The sequence below is a fragment of the Rhodococcus sp. 06-418-5 genome (assembly GCF_002258285.1).
In the GTDB taxonomy this organism is placed as follows: domain Bacteria; phylum Actinomycetota; class Actinomycetes; order Mycobacteriales; family Mycobacteriaceae; genus Rhodococcoides.
Window position 1 is genome coordinate 324,912 of the sequence record NZ_NOYE01000031.1, and the last position, 17,018, is coordinate 341,929.

General features: G+C 64.6%; 15 protein-coding genes. 10 read left to right on the forward strand and 5 right to left on the reverse strand.

Annotated features, from left to right (window positions below; genetic code table 11):
- The first annotated feature begins 158 nt into the window (after positions 1-158).
- Genes CH274_RS22900 through lpdA form a run of 4 tightly spaced genes read left to right on the forward strand, consistent with a single transcriptional unit; the run spans position 159 to position 4,916 of the window.
- On the forward strand, positions 159-1,274 hold the full coding sequence (locus tag CH274_RS22900) for a thiamine pyrophosphate-dependent dehydrogenase E1 component subunit alpha (protein WP_094659016.1): 1,116 nt from the start codon (positions 159-161) through the stop codon (positions 1,272-1,274).
- The gene (locus CH274_RS22905; RefSeq protein WP_094659017.1) at positions 1,271-2,275 is read left to right on the forward strand and encodes an alpha-ketoacid dehydrogenase subunit beta; all 1,005 of its coding nucleotides are present in this window, start codon (positions 1,271-1,273) and stop codon (positions 2,273-2,275) included. Before CH274_RS22900 ends, CH274_RS22905 begins: the two co-directional genes overlap by 4 nt.
- On the forward strand, positions 2,272-3,552 hold the full coding sequence (locus tag CH274_RS22910; RefSeq protein ID WP_094659018.1) for a dihydrolipoamide acetyltransferase family protein: 1,281 nt from the start codon (positions 2,272-2,274) through the stop codon (positions 3,550-3,552). Before CH274_RS22905 ends, CH274_RS22910 begins: the two co-directional genes overlap by 4 nt.
- Positions 3,549-4,916 (forward strand): dihydrolipoyl dehydrogenase, encoded by a 1,368-nt coding sequence (gene lpdA, locus CH274_RS22915; protein WP_094659019.1) that lies wholly within the window; start codon positions 3,549-3,551, stop codon positions 4,914-4,916. The genes CH274_RS22910 and lpdA overlap by 4 nt, the downstream gene beginning before the upstream one ends.
- Positions 4,917-4,937: 21 nt before the next feature.
- Here the strand turns inward: lpdA and CH274_RS22920 are convergent, their stop codons facing one another.
- Positions 4,938-6,203 (reverse strand): EAL domain-containing protein, encoded by a 1,266-nt coding sequence (locus tag CH274_RS22920; protein WP_094659020.1) that lies wholly within the window; start codon positions 6,201-6,203, stop codon positions 4,938-4,940.
- 269 nt (positions 6,204-6,472) lie between these two features.
- Between CH274_RS22920 and CH274_RS22925 the strand changes: the two genes are divergently transcribed.
- Together CH274_RS22925 and CH274_RS22930 are read left to right on the forward strand one after the other, a co-directional pair.
- Positions 6,473-7,501: an Rv1355c family protein gene (locus CH274_RS22925; protein WP_094659021.1), complete on the forward strand. Its 1,029-nt coding sequence runs from the start codon at positions 6,473-6,475 to the stop codon at positions 7,499-7,501.
- A 78-nt stretch (positions 7,502-7,579) separates the two neighbouring features.
- A complete protein-coding gene (locus tag CH274_RS22930; protein ID WP_094646555.1) occupies positions 7,580-8,749 on the forward strand; it encodes a GGDEF domain-containing protein in 1,170 nt (389 codons plus the stop codon).
- A 12-nt stretch (positions 8,750-8,761) separates the two neighbouring features.
- Here CH274_RS22930 and CH274_RS22935 read toward each other — a convergent pair whose 3' ends face one another.
- Positions 8,762-9,406: a hypothetical protein gene (locus tag CH274_RS22935; RefSeq protein WP_052049556.1), complete on the reverse strand. Its 645-nt coding sequence runs from the start codon at positions 9,404-9,406 to the stop codon at positions 8,762-8,764.
- A 524-nt stretch (positions 9,407-9,930) separates the two neighbouring features.
- Entirely contained in the window at positions 9,931-11,184 is a 1,254-nt protein-coding gene (locus CH274_RS22940; protein ID WP_306436612.1) for an EAL domain-containing protein, read from the reverse strand.
- Between the two features lie 261 nt (positions 11,185-11,445).
- Here CH274_RS22940 and CH274_RS22950 point away from each other — a divergent pair, with 261 nt between their 5' ends.
- The 3 genes from CH274_RS22950 to CH274_RS22960 all read left to right on the forward strand — a co-directional run bounded on the left by CH274_RS22950 (position 11,446) and on the right by CH274_RS22960 (position 12,804).
- Entirely contained in the window at positions 11,446-11,928 is a 483-nt protein-coding gene (locus CH274_RS22950) for a hypothetical protein (RefSeq protein ID WP_094659160.1), read from the forward strand.
- 181 nt (positions 11,929-12,109) lie between these two features.
- Complete coding sequence (locus tag CH274_RS22955) at positions 12,110-12,514, forward strand: VOC family protein (protein ID WP_045198199.1); 405 nt, start codon at positions 12,110-12,112, stop codon at positions 12,512-12,514.
- A complete protein-coding gene (locus tag CH274_RS22960; protein WP_094659023.1) occupies positions 12,511-12,804 on the forward strand; it encodes a winged helix-turn-helix transcriptional regulator in 294 nt (97 codons plus the stop codon). Before CH274_RS22955 ends, CH274_RS22960 begins: the two co-directional genes overlap by 4 nt.
- A gap of 89 nt (positions 12,805-12,893) precedes the next feature.
- On the opposite strand, the gene CH274_RS22965 is transcribed toward CH274_RS22960, so the two are convergent.
- On the reverse strand, positions 12,894-14,195 hold the full coding sequence (locus tag CH274_RS22965; protein WP_068054534.1) for an MFS transporter: 1,302 nt from the start codon (positions 14,193-14,195) through the stop codon (positions 12,894-12,896).
- Positions 14,196-14,492: 297 nt separating this feature from the next.
- On the opposite strand from CH274_RS22965, the gene CH274_RS22970 reads away from it, so the two are divergent.
- Positions 14,493-15,902: an FAD-binding oxidoreductase gene (locus CH274_RS22970; protein WP_094646548.1), complete on the forward strand. Its 1,410-nt coding sequence runs from the start codon at positions 14,493-14,495 to the stop codon at positions 15,900-15,902.
- Here the strand turns inward: CH274_RS22970 and CH274_RS22975 are convergent.
- On the reverse strand, positions 15,868-16,998 hold the full coding sequence (locus tag CH274_RS22975) for a helix-turn-helix domain-containing protein (RefSeq protein WP_094646547.1): 1,131 nt from the start codon (positions 16,996-16,998) through the stop codon (positions 15,868-15,870). The genes CH274_RS22970 and CH274_RS22975 overlap by 35 nt on opposite strands.
- Between the last annotated feature and the right edge of the window lie 20 nt (positions 16,999-17,018).

Below are 17,018 nucleotides of genomic sequence, written 5' to 3' on the forward strand. Positions count from 1 at the left end.
TCGTCCGCTCCTACCTGGTCGTTCCATGCACTGATCGGACATATCGCTGGTGTACGCGAGGATCGGTAGCCATATGTCTGCAATTCTACGACCATAGGACTTCTTCCTCACCGAATCGGCCAGAATCGCCGTACAAGCCGATTTCAGGAGAGTGCGCCATGACGACCGTCGAGAAGGTTCCGGCAACGTCCTATCAACAGTTCATGCCCGCCGACCGTCCCGTGCAGTATCTCGCACCCGACGGGACAGGCGTCGACAGCGCCGCACGGTATGCGCGCCCGTCCGACGAACGGCTGCTGGAGATGTATCGCTCGATGGTGCACGGCCGCCGATTCGACCAGCAGGCAACGGCATTGACCAAGCAGGGCCGGCTCGCGGTCTATCCCTCCTCGCGTGGACAGGAAGCCTGCCAGATCGCCGCAGCCCTCTGCCTGGGTGAGCAGGACTGGATGTTCCCGACATACCGGGACTCGATGGCTCTCGCGGCGCGAGGCGTCGACCAGGTGGAGTTGCTCGGTATGCTCGCCGGTTACTGGCACTGTGGTTACGACCCGGCCGCCTACAAGGTCGCTCCCCAATGCACACCGCTGGCAACACAATTGCTGCACGCGACCGGTTTCGCGTACGCCGAGGCCAAGCAGGGACGAGACACCATCGCGCTGGCGTTCTGCGGAGACGGCGCAACCAGCGAGGGCGACTTCCACGAGGCCCTGAACTTCGCCGCCGTCTTCCGGGCCCCGGTCATCTTCCTGGTCCAGAACAATGGTTTTGCGATCAGCGTTCCGCTCGCGCGTCAGAGCGCGGCTCCGTCGTTGTCGCACAAGGGCGTCGGCTACGGCATCGGTAGCGAACAGGTCGACGGCAACGACCCCGTCGCGATGATGGCCGTCATGGACGAGGCAGTGAAGTACGTCCGCGCGGGCAAAGGACCGGTGGTCGTCGAGGCGCACACCTACCGCATGGACGCCCACACCAATGCCGACGACGCCACCCGCTACCGCAAGGCCGACGAGGTCGAAGGATGGTTGGCCCGAGATCCGCTCTCGCGCTTGGATTCCTACCTCGAAGGCCGAGGAATCCTCACCGACGAGCTCCGCGAGCAGATGACGGTATCCGCCGACGCCGACGCCGCAGCACTTCGCGCCGGCATGAACGTCGAGCAGGACGTCGACCCCGACGATCTGTTCCGGTTCGTCTACTCCTCCCCCACCCCCGGCCTGACCGACCAGCGCAATCAGGTCGCCGCCGAAATCGCAGCAGGAGAACTGTCATGACCACGATCACCATGGCCGGAGCCCTCAACGCCGCCCTGCGCGACGCGTTGACCGAGGACGAAAAGGTCGTTGTTTTCGGCGAGGACGTCGGCACACTCGGCGGCGTCTTTCGCGTCACCGACGGACTGACCCGCGACTTCGGCGACGACCGCTGCTTCGACACCCCGCTCGCCGAGTCGGGCATCGTCGGATTCGCGATCGGAATGGCGGTGTCGGGCTACAAGCCCGTCGTCGAGATGCAGTTCGACGCGTTCGCCTACCCGGCATTCGAGCAGATCGTCTCCCATGTGGCCAAGCTGCGCAACAGAACTCGTGGCTCGCTCACCGCCCCGATGGTCATTCGCATCCCGTTCGCGGGCGGCATCGGCGGCGTCGAGCACCACTGCGACTCGTCCGAGGCCTACTACGCCCACACCCCGGGGCTGAAGGTCGTCTCCCCGTCCACCGTAGCCGACGCGTACTCACTGATGCGTGACGCCATCGCGGATCCCGATCCGGTGATCTTTCTCGAACCGAAGCGGCTGTACTTCTCCAAGGACGACATCGAATTGGGAAACACCGAGCCGATCGGCACGGCGGTCGTACGCAGAGGCGGTACCGACGTCACGCTTCTCGCCTACGGACCCACCGTGTCGGTCGCCATGCAGGCCGCGGAATTCGCGGCCGAGGACGGCCGGAGCGTCGAGGTGATCGATCTGCGATCGCTCAATCCGTTCGACGACGAGACCGTCGCGGCCTCGGTTCGTAAGACCGGACGCTGCATCGTGATTCAGGAGGCGCAGGGCTTCGCCGGCGTCGCTGCCGAGATCGCCTCACGCGTATCCGAGCGCTGCTTCCATCACCTGCACGCCCCTGTACTCCGCGTTGCCGGACTCGATATTCCCTACCCGGCACCGAAACTCGAGCACTTCCACCTGCCGTCCGCAGACCGCGTACTCGACGCGATGGACCGGCTGCAGTGGAACGATGCTCCCGATCTCAGCAAGGCGGTCACGGTATGAGCATGCAGGTGTTCCTGCTCCCCGATCTCGGTGAGGGACTGACCGAGGCCGAGATCGTCGAGTGGAAGGTCAAGCCCGGCGATACCGTCACCATCGATCAGGTCGTCGTCGAGGTCGAAACTGCAAAAGCGTCCGTCGAGGTGCCGTGTCCCTTCGAGGGTGTGGTCGGCGAACTGCATGCGGCCGAGGGCACTTCACTGGCCGTCGGCGCGCCGCTGATCAGCATCACCGGCGGCGCTATCGCCGATACGCCTGCCGCCCATGAGCGGTACCGCGAGGAAGAACGCGCAGGCTCGGGCAATGTGCTCATCGGCTACGGCACAGGACACGGCCCGACCGGTCGTCGCAAGCGGAGTGCGGCTCCGCCGCAGCAGAGAGCGGCTGCGCCGCAGGTGAGCGGAAACTCGACCCAGGCTACGAATTTCCACTCACATGCGCCGAAGGTGCTCTCCCCCATCGTTCGGAGCATGGCGTTGCAAGGTGGGCTCGATCTAGCGAGTATCGATACTGCCGGCGGCCATGGAGTCATCACCCGCGCGGATGTGGAGCGGGCACTGACCTCGAGCACTCCCAGTGCCGAGGGCGTCACGCGAATCCCGATCACCGGTATTCGTAAGACAATCGCAGACAAGCTCTCTCGCAGTCGTGCGGAGATTCCCGAGGCCACGGTGTGGGTCGACGTCGACGCGACGGCTCTGATGCAGGCCCGGCGCGACCTCGATGCCTCCATCGACGGCGTCAAGGTGACGCTGCTGGCGGTCCTCGCGAAGCTCACGATGATCGCGCTGGCCAAGTTCCCGGAGCTCAACAGCACGGTCGATACCGCTGCAGGCGAGATCCTGCGTTACGAGAATGTCGGACTCGGCATCGCCGCGCAGACCGACCGTGGACTGATGGTTCCCGTTGTGCCCCAGGCCGACAAGGCCGACCTGAAGGAACTGTCCGAACGGCTGGCCGAGCTGACCGAACTCGCGCGAACCGGCTCACTGCCCGCAGCCCGGCTGAGCGGCGGAACGTTCACCCTCAACAACTACGGAGTGTTCGGGGTCGACGGCTCGGCCGCGATCATCAACCACCCCGAGGCCGCGATCCTGGGCATCGGCCGCATCATCGACCGTCCCTGGGTGGTCGACGGCCAATTGGCCGTCCGCAAGGCCGCGCAGTTGTCGTTGGCGTTCGATCACCGCGTGTGCGACGGCGGAGTGGCAGGCGGGTTCCTGCGCACCGTGGCCGATTTTGTCGAGAACCCCGTCGTGGCATTGGGATCCGTCCGATGAGCGACGTGGACGTTCTCATTCTTGGTGGAGGGTCGGGCGGCTATTCGTGCGCCCTGCGTGCCGAACAACTCGGCCTCTCGGTCGCGCTGGTCGAGGAAGACAAGCTCGGCGGTACCTGCCTGCATCGCGGATGCATCCCCACCAAGGCGCTGCTGCACACCGCCGAGGTTGCCGATGCAGTGCGCGGTTCGGCGCATGTCGGCGTCACGGCATCGTTCACTGGTGTGGACATGCCCGCGGCTCTGGGCTATCAGCGCAGCGTGGTCGCCGGCCTGTACGCAGGTCTGCAGGGATTGCTGAAGCGTCCCGGTATCGAGATCGTCTCCGGTCGTGGCCAGATGGTCGGTCCTCGCACCGTCGAGGTCGACGGTCGACGCATCACCGGGGGCTCGCTGGTTCTCGCCACCGGGTCGTATTCACGCACCATCCCCGGTATCGAACTGGGGCCTCGCGTGCTCACGAGTGACGGGGCGATGGCACTCGATCGGGTACCGGAGTCGGTCGTCGTGCTCGGCGGCGGTGTGATCGGTATCGAATTCGCCAGTATCTGGGCATCGTTCGGTGCCCAGGTCACCGTCGTCGAGGCGCTCGATCGCATCGTGCCGGGCGAAGACGAATGGTCCTCGAAGCAGTTGACCAAGGCATTACGCAAGCGCGGCATCGACATTCGTATCGGCACCAAGGTCGAGTCCGTCACCGAATCTCCCGACGCAGTCTCTGTGTCACTGTCGTCCGGGGACACCCTCTCGGCCGACCTCGTCCTGGTGTCCGTCGGACGCGGACCCCGCACCGACGGCCTCGGCCTGATCGAGCAGGGCATCGCCACCGAACGCGGCTTCGTAAGCGTCGACGACAATCTGCTCACCACCGTGGACGGCGTCTATGCCGTCGGCGACATCGTGGCGGGATATCAGTTGGCACACCGCGGATTTCAGCACGGCATGTTCGTCGCCGAGCACATCGCCGGCCTCGCACCGGCACGCATCGACGGCGATCTCATTCCGCGCGTGACCTATTCACACCCGGAGGTCGCATCGGTGGGACTCACCGAAAAGGCCGCGGAGCAGAAATACGGCACAGTGACCTCCGTTGTCTACGACCTCGGCGGCAACGGCAAGAGCCGCATCCTGTCCACCGCCGGCGGAGTCAAAGTGATTCGAGCCCGTGACGACGGCCCGGTTGTCGGTGTTCACCTCGTCGGCGACCGCGTGGGCGAGCTGATCGGCGAGGCACAACTCGCCGTGGCATGGGAAGCACTGCCATCAGAAGTCGGGAGTTTCGTGCATGCTCACCCCACGCAGAACGAGGCACTCGGTGAGGCGATGATGACACTCTCGGGACGTCCGCTGCACGCGCACAGTTGACCGCTGCCGGAACAGGTTTCGTCATGGTCGACCCGATGTCAGGTCGGGCCCGGGTCGGGTGGGGCTCGAACTGTGCACGATCAGTGTGCGCGCAGAGTCGCAGACCTGGGCCGGATCGGTGCTGAAGAAATACCTCCACTCGTTCGACGGCGACGCTGGAGCATCGGGGTCGAGCGGGGCGGCGACCAGGGCGCAGTAGAACCGTTGGCCGATGACGGCGATGGCACCGATTCTTTCCGAGGGTTGAACCAGGTCGGCGTGGCGCACCCCATCGGTGGCAGTGAACAGTGCGCGCGGTGCGTCGAGCGCTTTGACGTACGGGTGTCGGCGCGCCAGACGCTGCAGTTTGCGCGCCATGTCTGCGCTGCACAATTCCGGTTCGCGGAACGCGACAACGATCGTCAGAGTCTCGGTGGTCGTCATCGCGAAGTCGAGCAAATGGTCGGAGATGGACGTGAGGAGCGAGATCGACGTCGTGTCGGTGGCGCGGTCGTCGAGAATGTCCGTCAACGGTCTCGTCACAGGAGGGCGTGGCTGCACAGGGAAGGAGGAGGTCGGGGATGCATCGAGGGGGCCGGGACGGCCGAGATGAAACCCTTGCCCGTAGTCGGCACCCCACGCCAAGGCTTTGTCCTTCTGTCTCTCGGTTTCGATTCCTTCGGCGATGAGTGTCACCTCGAACCGGCTCGAGTATGCGAGCGCGGCGAGCAAGGTGGCGAGCTTGTCGCCGGGGAGGTCGTCGTCGAGCAACGATCTGTCGAGTTTGATCACTTCCGGTGCCAGAAGGGGCAGCAGTACCAGAGAGTCGGGGTCGGCACCGACGTCGTCGAGAGCGATGGTGACTCCGTCACGTCGGAGTCGGTCCGCCGATCTGAGCAGGCGTGCAGGGTCGGTGAGCAGGGAGCGTTCGGGGAATTCCGCAACCGGCCGAACCTGGGAGCCGCCTGCGCGGAGCAACTGGCTGAGGCGGCGGACCGAGGCCGACGAGTTCTCGGAGGACATCGCTTCGGCTTCGATGTTGACGAACAACGTACGCGGCGCGTGGTCTGCAGGGGTGAACTGTGCCGCTGTGGTGACTGCCGACGCTATGCATCTGCGGTCCAGCTCGTCGACCATCCCCATGGTCCGAGCGATGTCGAAGATCTGTTCGGGCGAGGTGTCCGGAAACGCCGGCCACCGGGTGAGTGCCTCGTGCGCGACGACCAGCCCGGTCCTCGAGTCGACGATCGGCTGAAAGATCGAGGTCAGTGAGCTGAAACGCTCGTCGAAGCCCCTGTCGACGCCCAATTCTCACCCCACGTTCTCGGTACCACCGCTGCACGTACACAGAGACTTTCGTTCCCTGTGCCGCGGCACGCGGGCGCGTTGTCCGTACGCGGGCTTCACCACAGCGGATGGACGGCGTCTGATTAGTTCTTATCAAGCGATCCGCAGCCTGGCAATGATTGCCGCCCGTTGTTCAGTAACGTGAACCAGCCTGGTGTCGCGTCCGGCTGTGGGACGTGATCAGTGCCGCCCGTCGGCGACAATCATCCGAAAGATGCGGAGACTCAGCAATGTCAGAGCACAGAGTGTTCGATCCGTCCGAGCACGAACACGACTCGATCGTCCGTGGTCTGATCGACGATCCCGCCATCGGCGTCGTCGACACGACACCCGACCAGTTGGCCTCGCTTCGTGGGCTACTTCCCGCGATCGCCGGCGACCTCGCGGAAGAGCCACGGTGGGTGTACTACCCATGGCGGCGCTCACTGGTGCGGGTCCTCGGTCCACGCGGCTTCGATCGGCTGCGACTGGACCGCAACAGAAACAAGATCACCACCGAAGAGCAAGCCCGGTTCAGAGGTCTGCGGGTGGGAATCGTCGGGCTGAGTGTCGGTCATGCCGTCGCGCATACCCTCGCACTGGAGGGATTGTGCGGGGAGTTGCGTCTGGCCGACTTCGACGAGCTCGATCTGTCGAATCTCAACCGCGTCCCGACTTCGGTGCTCGATCTGGGCGTGAACAAAGCGGTCGTGGCAGCCCGTCGAATTTCCGAGCTCGACCCCTATCTGAATGTGCAGGTCTTCGCGAACGGTGTGACGGCCGAGACGCTCGGTGGCTTTCTCGACGGACTCGATCTCGTCGTCGAGGAATGCGACTCGATCGACACCAAATTGCTGGTCCGCCACCACGCCCGCGCCCGAGGTATTCCTGTGGTGATGGAGACCAGCGACGGAGGCGTCCTCGATATCGAACGCTTCGATCTCGAACCCGACCGACCGGTGTTTCACGGACTGCTCGCCGAAATGGACACCGCGGATCTGGCCGACATGACCATCGAGCAGAAGAGCACAATTGCAGCGACGTTGCTCGAACCGAGCAAGCTGACCCCTCGAATGATTGCGTCGGTGCCGGAGATCGGGCGCACGCTCTCGACGTGGCCCCAGCTCGGCGGAGACGTCGCACTCGGGGGTGCCGCTGTAACCGCTGCCGTGAGGGCATTCGGCCGCGGCGAACCACTCCCTTCAGGTCGGCGGCGGATCGATCTGGATGGGTTGGTACGCACCGGCCTCGACCCTGCCGCCGGTCCTGCAAACGTGTGAGCGGGCGCACCACCGGCGAGGAGCTCCGACAGATACTGTTTGTGGGGTTCGCCCAACCCTGATCCGAGGAATCATTCGATGAACGTGATCGACCAGTCGCCTCGTCGGCGCACGAACTTCTGGCGATCACGGCTCGACACCCGCACGGCCGCAGTCATCGCGAGCGCCACCGGTGCGGTGCCGCTGTTGGCCATTGCGCTGCTGTCACCGACATTCCTACGGCCGAACGCACTTCCGGTTCTCATCGCCGTGCTGACGTTTACTGCAGTCACCGTGCTTTTCGCCGCCAGGGTGGGGCGGTTGAGCGAACGCCAATTCGCGGTCCTGGGTTTCGGGGGTATGACCGGAGTCGCGATCAGTGCCTACCTGATCGCGGATCCGGCAGGAACGCGTGCGGTCACCTCGATGTTGGCCATCGTTCCGGCCATCGCCGCATCGAGCTCACCACCACGTGTGACTGCCGGCCTGTCCGCGGTCTCGGTGGTGATGGCCACGGCACTGTCGGTGATCAGTGTGGGGTCTTCCGGGTGGGCGGTGACTGCGGTCGCTATCGGTGCCGCCGTGACCACGGTGCTGGTGCCGGTCGCGCTCATCGGTGGCCTGCGCCGAACACTGTCGGTGGTCAACCGGAAACTGCAACAACTGGCCGACACGGATCCGCTGACCGGTCTGGTCAATCGACGCGGACTGCTGTCGAACGCCGGGATCCTGGTGCACGAGGCCTGCGAGCGAGGGAAACCGTTGTCTGCGCTCGTAGTCGACGTCGACTACTTCAAGGCCGTCAACGACACAGCCGGTCACACAGCCGGCGACCGAACGCTCGCCGCGGTTGCCGCTACCCTGGCGAATGCGGTGCACGCGGTGGTCGGCGCATCGGATGCGGTGGTTGCCCGGACCGGCGGCGAAGAGTTCCTGATCCTCGCCACACACCGAGAGGATCACGAGCTCACGCGGCGGATACTCGACCGAGTCCGGTCCGACTGCACGGTGACCGTGAGTATCGGAACGGTGACTGTGGACGTGCGACCGGCCGCGTCCGATGACGGTGCGTCACCCGCGACAAGCTTCGCTTCGACCGAATCGGGCGGTCTCGATCAAGTACTCGATGCAGTCGTCCGCGCCGCTGATGCCGCGCTCTACCGAGCCAAGACCGACGGCCGAGACCGCGCCTGCCACGCGGGGACCTTGACGATCAGCTGGCAGGGCACCCTACAGGGTCGGCAACACGAAAATGGTCGACGCCAGTGATGTAGCGAGCCGCTACGCCACGAACAGGACGTGCCGATCGTCCCCACACAGTGCGCGGACCTCGTCGACCATCGAGCGCCACACCTCGGGCTGCGCGGCCTGCGCGAGGGTAGTTCGGTCCCACCACATCATGACGGTCCGGTACTGCTCGCTCGGATACGCGGCAGCGGGGATGCCGTGGTCGATCCGCCCACCGGAACTCTCCCACAAACGCAGGACGTGATCGGCCGCGCTGGCGAACAGGTACCGGCTGCCGGTCAATTCGAGCGTCGGCAACGCTGTTCGAGCCAGGACATTCGACACCGTCCGCCCTGCGGCCCCCGCATCGACCCACGCGCTTTTCATTTCGACGATTCCGTGGGGAAGTCGAGACCGAAGCAGGTCGGTAACCGGTGCCAGTCCGGGCGAGTCCTTCCACTCGGTGAGGACATGGGATTGCTCGACCATCGCGTACGGCCCCTGGGCTCGAACGCCGCCGAGCATCTCTCCTGCCTCATCGCACACCACGTAGAACAGTGCTGTCGTTGCGCCGGAAGCCACTTCTTCCATGTCGAGAGCCGCGGTGACACCGTGGCGTGAATACGACTCCCATGCTCCTTCGACGTAGCGGGACCACAGTTCCGGGGAGCCCGACGGCGTCGCGGCTGTCAATGTCAAGGCTCCGTCCGCGCAAGGCGTCGACCGGTGAACGGAGTCCAGCCCTCGCCCCCGGACGAGGCCCGTCCTGTCCGTCGGCACACTGCAAACCGAGCGGGAACGGTCTACGTATTCGATGGTGCGTGCCGAGGGCACGTCGGGGAGGAGAGGGGTAGTCATGGGCGCACTCCTGGCTGATCCCTCGACGCCCTTCTGGGGCAAAATCGAGGGCATGGTTGATTCCTGAACAATCGTCAAACCTATTGTGTCCAGAAAACAACCCTACGGACCAGCGGAATAGCCTAAAACGTACTGCAGACCTGTTATTTGTCGTAGCTCTGTGACATATCACTGGTCGAACCCGACAGAAGGTCTGCAGTCACTGTGGATAATCACATATCCAGGTCATGATGCCCGCGGTGGTCAGCGGTGCGCTCTCCGCGGCTGCGTCCCTGAAATCTGCATAGGTGCGCATTGGTCGCTGGAACCGAGGATGCTGTCCGCCGGGCGTGCATGGGGCCCGCGTGCCGGCGAATGCGTGTCGTTCAGTGCGGGTAGCGCCGCAGAATCGCTCGGGCGGCTTGGGTGACGGTGGCACGGTCGAAGGTCTGCACGAAGTCGAAAGTGCGGTCGAGGTCAGGGCCGTTGTCGTGGCGGTCACGTGCGGACAGAAGTGCCGCGTGATGTGGACCGAGGGTGATGACGGTCCATTCCTGGACGAGTGGGTCGCCGGGGTCGAGTGGGGCATGTCGAACGTTTCCGTCGACGAGGGCGGGTAGGCCCACGCCGTAGACACCGGCGAAGCCGATGGTTTCTGCGAGATGATGCCATCGAGCGGAGGTGGTGGGTGTGAAGTGTTGTGCGCGTTGAAAAGTGCCGAGTGCGATCATCGATGATCCGGACGCTGCGGCGTGCGCTTCGAGGGATTTGCTCATCTGAATCAACAGCTTTTTCGTTCCCCGCCGGGCGGTGGCGTGTGCCGAGGCGATCGCGTAGGGGGTGCTCGAGTCGGTGGTCGGTGTGGTCCAGACCGGGTCGGCGGGCATAGGAACAACCCGCTCGTCGAGGAGTTCGGCAGGGTCTTCGACTGCCGGGAACAGTTGCCCCGTTCCGTATGTGGCTCCGATGGTGATCGCGGCCAGGCGGGTGGCTTCGGTGTCGACGCCTTCGGCGACGATCACTGCGTGGGAGCGCTCGGCGTAGGCGGCGAGGGCATGAGTGGTGGTTCCGACGTCGTGTCCGGTTTCGGTGAGCAGGTCCGCTGCGGTGATGACGATGTCGGGCTCGATCAACGGCAGAAGGGTCGTCGCGTGGGGGTGGTCTCCGACGCCGTCGAGTGCGATCAGCTTTCCACCGGTCCGCGCGGATGCTATTGCGGCCATGGCCTGGTGGGGGTCGGCGAGGACGGCTGAGGCGTCGACGGTGACGACGACGCGTTCGAGCATCGTCGATGTGCGTTCGCGGTCGCTGTCGTCGAGGGCGCGGCGTGACTGCGCGTCGACGGTGAGGATCAGGGGCAGGTGTTCGGCGAGGGTGCGTGCAGGTGCGGTGTTCGCAAGTGTGGTCTTGTGCAGATCGAATTGGGGTCGCTGTTGCATCAGGTGCGCGGCGCGGCGCAGCGCGTCAGCGGAGTCCAGTGCAGAACCGGCAGGGCCTCGTAGTTGGAGTTCGGCTCCGGCAAGGGCGTTGTCGTCGAGTCGTCGGATGGGTGCGAACTGCATGGTGACGACCAGTCCTATCGATTCCGAGAACGAGGTGGACGGTGAATGCGCGGTCTCGGTGTCGCGATGTGCTGCCATGCAGAATCCTCCCCGGCCACGCGAGGTCGCCCTGGCCTTCGTCGAAAAACCGATCCGAAGTCAGACGGATAGGTCGATACGAGTGCCGGCGACTCGACACCGAACCGACGATACCGCGCGAGGCGATCGCGCTGCCACGACACGTCTTCGAGCGGTCGCCTCCGGCGCAACCGGTCGCTGTGGAACTCTGAGTGCGGACCGTCTGTAGACGCACGAACGCGCGTACCGGACCGTTAGCGCCGATGCGGAACAATGACCGTGATGCCGAACGAACCTGTTGACGACGACTCCGAGACAACCCAGCACGCCCGCTTCGGATTTCCCTACCGCTGGAGACAGATCGACCCGGCGCGCCGCGGAATCGTGCTGGCGTGGTTGGCATTCACCGTCACCTTCGGCGGTGCCCGGCTGGTCACCTGGCTTATACATATCGACACCAGCGATGTCGGCGACATCAGCGCCGGCGGAGTGCACCTGCACCACTACCTGTGGGGGATTCTGTTGCTGGCAGCCGTCGCCGTCTTCGGTCTCGTGGACCGTTCGCCACGGACACGGTCGTGGATGGGAGCGGTACTCGGGGTGGCCCTGGCGCTGATCGTCGACGAAGCAGCATTGATCATCACGCTCGAAGATGTGTACTGGCACAGCGAGGGCTGGTCATCGATTGCGCTGGCGATCACCATCATCGGCGTCGTGGGGACCGGACTGGTCCTCACACGCAGTGGCGTCGAGCGAGCCGATTGAAACGCACACTCCATACGTGTCGAGTATTCGAGCGGCCCGTTCACAGTTCGGGTCGAGCGTGCAACCACAGCGCTCCAACGGCAAAACGATGGCGCTCTCGGCTAGGCCGTTCCACGCGCACAGCCGAAAACTGGGTGTTAGGGCCTTGACGCCGCACTTGCATTTTGCAAGCATCGGGGACATGAGCCTGTTCATCACCTGCCCCGTCGAGAGCGTGGAACGCGCGACCGCCTTCTACACTGCGCTCGGTTGGACCCTGAACACCGAGATGTCCGATCACAACGTGTCGTGCTTCGCCATCACACCGGGGCAGTACGTCATGCTCGGCAGTCGCGAGATGTACGCGAGCGTGGGCGGCACCGAGGAGCTGATCGGCGGACCCGACACCCCGTCGAAGGTCACGGTCTCGTTCGACCTCGGTAGCCGAGAGGCGGTCGACGAATTGACCGAGCGCGCCGGCGCTGCCGGTGGACGAATCGGAGACACCGATGACTACGCCTTCATGTACCAACGCCAGTTCGACGACCCGGACGGCTACCACTACTCGCCGTTCTGGATGAAGCCGGATACCGATTCGGCCGAATGAGTGACCTGGCCTACGCCCTCGACGTAGTCGGCGCTCGTTGGGCGCTGCTCATCGTGGAACGGCTACTCGATGGGCCGCAACGCTACGGAGATCTGCAGCGCGACCTCGGAGTTCCGACGAACATGCTCGCGACCCGGCTACGCGAACTCGAAGCGGCAGGCGTGTTGACTCGTCTCCCCCTCCGGCACAACACTCGGGCGTACGCGCTGACCGAGAGAGGCATCGCCTTGCGTGACGCAATTTCCGCACTGGAGCGCTGGGGCAAAGGTGCTGCGCCACAGGTTCGTTGAGCTCCTGGAGAGCGCGGACACCGTATGGACCACATATACGACGACAGCCCCGCACCTCTGCTGGTTGCGGGGCTGTCGTCATCGGTGGGTCAGACGTTCAAATCCTCGTCTCGACGGTTCTTGATTCGCGAGGTTGCCACGAAGGAGATCGCCGCCAGGATCATCAGGTAGATCGAGATCGACATCGAGGTGCCGGTTCCCTTGAACAGTGCCTCGGAAATCGTCGGAACGAAAGCTCCACCGAGCACCGTGCCGATCGCGTAGCCGATGGATGCTCCACTAAAACGCACAGCAGCAGGGAACATCTCGGCGTACAGAGCCGGCTGCGGTCCGTACGACAGTCCGAGTCCGACGGCGAACAGCCCGAGGGCGACGTAGATCCAGTGCAACTCACCGGTGTCGACGAGAAGGAAGAATGGAATGGCGCACAACACCATTGCCGCGTTGCCGAGGTTCATGATCGTGGTGCGGGCGTAGCGATCGGACAGATGTGCGCCGAGCAGAGTGAACACTCCCCAGACGATGGCCGCGAACAGGCTGGCCACCAACACATCCACGCGAGCGAGTCCGTGTTCGCGCGTCGAGTACGCCACGATGAAACCGCCGACGATGATGTAGCCGTTTCCGTTGGTGCCGATGAACGACAGCGCAGCGAGCATGACCTGCTTCTTGTTGGTGCGCCACAGTGCACGAACCGGAGTGTGGTTGCGCTCCTTGCGTTCTGCGAGCTCCTTGAACACCGGAGTCTCCTCGACGCGGCGTCGGATGTAGAAACCGACGAGGATGAGCACGAAGCTGATCAGGAACGGGATGCGCCAGCCCCAGGCCTCGAACTGCTCCTCACTGAGCAAGCCGGTGCACAACGCCAACGTTCCCACCGCGATGAGCATGCCGAGCGGAACGCCCATCTGGGTTGCGGCACCGTAGATTCCGCGCTTGCCCTTCGGGGCATGTTCGACGGCCATCAGCGCCGCGCCGCCCCACTCGCCGCCGGTGGAGAATCCCTGCAGGATGCGCAGCACGATCAGGATGATCGGGGCCCAGATGCCGATGGTCGCGTAGGTCGGCAGCAGTCCCATACCGACGGTCGCCGCACCCATCAGGGTGAGGGTCGCGATGAGGACCTTCTTGCGACCGATCTTGTCACCGAAGTACCCCGCAACGATGGCCCCGAGAGGCCGGAAGACGAAGCTGATGCCGATGGTGACGTAGGCGACGAGCTGCCCGGACGAGCCCATGGGCGCGAAGAACAGTTGGGCGAAGATCAGCGACGCCGCCTGCGCGTAGATGAAGAAGTCGTACCACTCGACCGTGGTTCCGACCATGCTGGCCATCGCGGCGCGGCGGTGCTCGCGCGACACCCCGGTGGGCGTCTCGACCTGTGTTGACATCGACTTGTCTCGTTTCGTTCGGGCTCCGGCGCTCGGATACTGAAGGCGATTCGGAGTGTCATGAGGCAGGGTGAAAGGGATCGAACACGAACAATCTCGGCGACCGAAAACCGGATATAACTCACCGTCCATTCGGTCGGTAATCACTGTGACCGCCGACACGATGGTTTGTCAAGGTGGCACGGACGATGCCGAGCGTGGGTGCCTGCACATTCGTCGAAATCCACCGATCAACGCGCTGATGTTGGTCCGAAACGACGCAGACGCCGCCAGTGACGGAGGGTCATACTCGGACTCATGACTGCACCCTCGTCGAGGCTCGTGCTCGACTCGCCGATCCTCGACGAACTCACGCAGGCCCTCGGCTCCGACGCGGTGGTGACCGATCCGGACATCCTCGAAAGCTATCGACGCGACGCGGCAGCCCTCTGCGAATCCACACTTCCGCTCGTCGCGGTAATACCGACCACCGAGTCCGACGTCCAGGCGATCATGAGAATTGCATCGACACACCGCATTCCAGTGGTACCTCAGGGAGCATTGACCGGCCTGGCGGGCGCCGCGAACTCCAGCCACGGAGCCATAGCACTCAACACTCGCCGCATGAACGAGATCATCGAGCTGGACGTCGTCGACCGCGTTGCCGTCGTGCAACCCGGCGTGACGAACAAGGAACTGAAAGACGCTGCCCGTGAACAGGGTTTGACGTACCTGCCCGACCCGTCCAGTTGGGAGGCGTCGACGATCGGGGGCAACGTTGCCACCAATGCGGGCGGCTTGTGCTGCGTGAAGTACGGCGTGACAGCTCGGTTCGTGCGGGGATTGCGCGTGGTGCTTGCCGACGGCCGAGCGACGTTCGTCGGTCGCCGCACCGTCAAAGGTGTTGCGGGCCTCTCCCTCGCGGACCTGTTCGTCGGATCGGAAGGAACCCTCGGCATTATCACCGAGGTCACCGTCGGCCTCGACTTCCCCAGCGCTACTCCGCTGACCATGGCCGCGACCTTCCCGTCGACCGTTGCCGCCGGCGAAGCCGTCACACAGATCCGTGCGGCAGGTATCACCCCGAGCCTGTTCGAGCTGTTGGACCGCACCACCATTGCCGCGATCGACGCCTACGCACGGATGGACTTCGGAACCGACGCGGCGGCAGTGCTGATCGCGCAGTCCGACATCGGCGACGGTGCCGTGCAGGAACTCGAGGCCATCGCCGCACTGTGCACCGAATCCGGTGCCACCGACGTGGCAGTCGCCGAGGACGAGGTCGAGTCGGAACAACTCGTCCAGGCCCGTCGCCTGGCTTATCCCGCGCTGGAGCGCCTGGGTTCACCGTTGGTCGACGATGTGTCCGTACCCATTTCACAACTTGCGACGATGATCGACGAGGTGGGTCGGGTGGCGGACCGGCTGGGCATCGTCATCGGAGTCGTCGGCCACGCCGGTGACGGAAACATTCATCCGACGGTCATCGTCGACCCCAGCGATCCGGCATCGTTGGCCAAGGCTCACCGAGCGTTCGACGAGATCGCGGCCTTCGCTCTCTCACTCGGCGGAACCATCACCGGCGAGCACGGAGTCGGGCTGCTCAAACGGGACCTCCTCGAAACCGAACTCGACCCGGTCGCAGCCGAACTGCAGCGGGGCATCAAGGAACTACTCGACCCGCACTACTTGCTCAATCCGGGGAAGGTCCTGTCCGCTCGGCCCTGAGCCGCAGCGACATCCACACGAGCAATCGAGTATCGGGGTCATCGAGATCGAGATCGAAGAGTTCCCTCGTCCGCCGCAGCCGATAGCGAAAGGTATTGGCGTGCAGATACAGCGATGCCGACGCTGCGGCGACGTTGGATTCGTGCGCGAGTAGCGCCAGCACCGTCGCGCCGTAGTCGGTCCCTTCGGCAGCGTCGTAGGTGAGCATTCGTTCTACGGCCGGAATCGCCAGCGGCACGTCCGAGAGCGCATCGGACGCCCTCTTCAGGGTGACCGGCACCCGACTCTGCGCGAATGTCGTGGTGTATGCACCTGTCTCGATCGCTCCCAGCGTCCAGTGCGCGTGGGCACGCGCCACCGCGGGCCGGGCATGCGGCCCACCGATCGCGAAGGTCACCGGAACACCGAATGCACCCTGTGCCCGGTGCCGCACCTCCTCGGCCTCCTCGGCGACACCGCGGTCATCGTCCCTCGCCACGACGAAGAACACGACGTGACCATCGACGATGAAACCGGAATCCGCATCTCCGCCGAACGAGAGCTCCAACAGACCCCCGAGCCGCACCAACAGGGAACCGGGCTGCGCCGAGTCGACCGTCGCCGCCACAACCGCGAATCGGCTACCCGGCGAGGTGACGACGGCGGGATCGGTCAACAAGGCACGGGCCCTGGAGTTACCGGGTCCGGTCGGACGGAGCCGAGCGAGGAGCAGCGGTGCCGCGGCAGCCGCAGCGCGCGTCAATGCGGTCACCACACCTCGATCGGGTGGACCGGAGGGAGGTGTGGAGACGATGCACCAGATGGAGCCGAGGTACTCCCCGTCCGCCGAGACCGCCACTGCCAGACGCGGCAACGCTCCCGCCACGTCGACCACATGGACCGTCGAACTACGCCGGAAATCCGGATCGATGTGATGCACCATGTATCGGGCCGGAACCTGTTTGCCCAGGATGCCGTCGCGCCGTACGTCGTCGATCGGCTGCCCTGGAACCGACGAGTACGCGACCACGTAGCCCTGCGGGTCCATCACCGACACGGCACCGCCCACAGCTGCGGCGGTTGCGTCTGCCAGCGCCGAGAGGTCCGCAGTGGTCACCGACTCACAGTACTTCCACG

What these genes read in the sequence shown, in the direction of transcription:
- CH274_RS22900 (WP_094659016.1), top strand. Translation starts at nt 159, where the DNA reads ATGACGACCGTCGAGAAGGTTCCGGCAACGTCCTATCAACAGTTCATG.
- CH274_RS22905 (WP_094659017.1), top strand. Translation starts at nt 1,271, where the DNA reads ATGACCACGATCACCATGGCCGGAGCCCTCAACGCCGCCCTGCGCGAC.
- CH274_RS22910 (WP_094659018.1), top strand. Translation starts at nt 2,272, where the DNA reads ATGAGCATGCAGGTGTTCCTGCTCCCCGATCTCGGTGAGGGACTGACC.
- lpdA (WP_094659019.1), top strand. Translation starts at nt 3,549, where the DNA reads ATGAGCGACGTGGACGTTCTCATTCTTGGTGGAGGGTCGGGCGGCTAT.
- CH274_RS22925 (WP_094659021.1), top strand. Translation starts at nt 6,473, where the DNA reads ATGTCAGAGCACAGAGTGTTCGATCCGTCCGAGCACGAACACGACTCG.
- CH274_RS22930 (WP_094646555.1), top strand. Translation starts at nt 7,580, where the DNA reads ATGAACGTGATCGACCAGTCGCCTCGTCGGCGCACGAACTTCTGGCGA.
- CH274_RS22940 (WP_306436612.1), bottom strand. Translation starts at nt 11,184, where the DNA reads ATGGCAGCACATCGCGACACCGAGACCGCGCATTCACCGTCCACCTCG.
- CH274_RS22950 (WP_094659160.1), top strand. Translation starts at nt 11,446, where the DNA reads ATGCCGAACGAACCTGTTGACGACGACTCCGAGACAACCCAGCACGCC.
- CH274_RS22955 (WP_045198199.1), top strand. Translation starts at nt 12,110, where the DNA reads ATGAGCCTGTTCATCACCTGCCCCGTCGAGAGCGTGGAACGCGCGACC.
- CH274_RS22960 (WP_094659023.1), top strand. Translation starts at nt 12,511, where the DNA reads ATGAGTGACCTGGCCTACGCCCTCGACGTAGTCGGCGCTCGTTGGGCG.
- CH274_RS22965 (WP_068054534.1), bottom strand. Translation starts at nt 14,195, where the DNA reads ATGTCAACACAGGTCGAGACGCCCACCGGGGTGTCGCGCGAGCACCGC.
- CH274_RS22970 (WP_094646548.1), top strand. Translation starts at nt 14,493, where the DNA reads ATGACTGCACCCTCGTCGAGGCTCGTGCTCGACTCGCCGATCCTCGAC.